The organism is Idiomarina sp. UBA4206 (assembly GCF_002383015.1).
In the GTDB taxonomy this organism is placed as follows: Bacteria; Pseudomonadota; Gammaproteobacteria; order Enterobacterales; family Alteromonadaceae; genus Idiomarina; species Idiomarina abyssalis.
The window spans coordinates 13,075-13,381 of sequence record NZ_DFTS01000061.1; the positions used below are offsets into that span (position 1 = coordinate 13,075).

Genomic DNA, 307 nt, shown 5'->3' on the forward strand with positions numbered 1-307 from the left:
CTCGATACTTTTAAGACGTCGCTCGAATAGGCTTTGCGCATCACCGTAGGCGGCAATCGCCATATGCTTCATGGCCTGCGATACCTTCTCAATAAGCAACTCAGCTTCCTCCGCATAGGCGCTCGGTAGGACATCAAACGACAGGTCACTCCGTTTTGCTGGGTAAAGCGGCTCGTCACGATTACCCTGGTAGTTTTCCCAAATGGATTTGATGCGAGCAAGGCCGCCTCGGTCACCTAACTGGACACGAATGGCGCCCGCATTCGGGCGCTTCCCTCGTTTCTCCAGTGCTAAACCGGCATCGATG

1 protein-coding gene is annotated in these 307 nt (G+C 54.4%); it reads right to left on the bottom strand.

Going from position 1 to position 307, the window contains the following annotated elements; translation table 11 throughout:
* Window positions 1-307 (bottom strand): DNA-binding protein (locus B3180_RS12750; protein ID WP_349677621.1); only part of this gene is annotated, 307 nt, incomplete at both ends.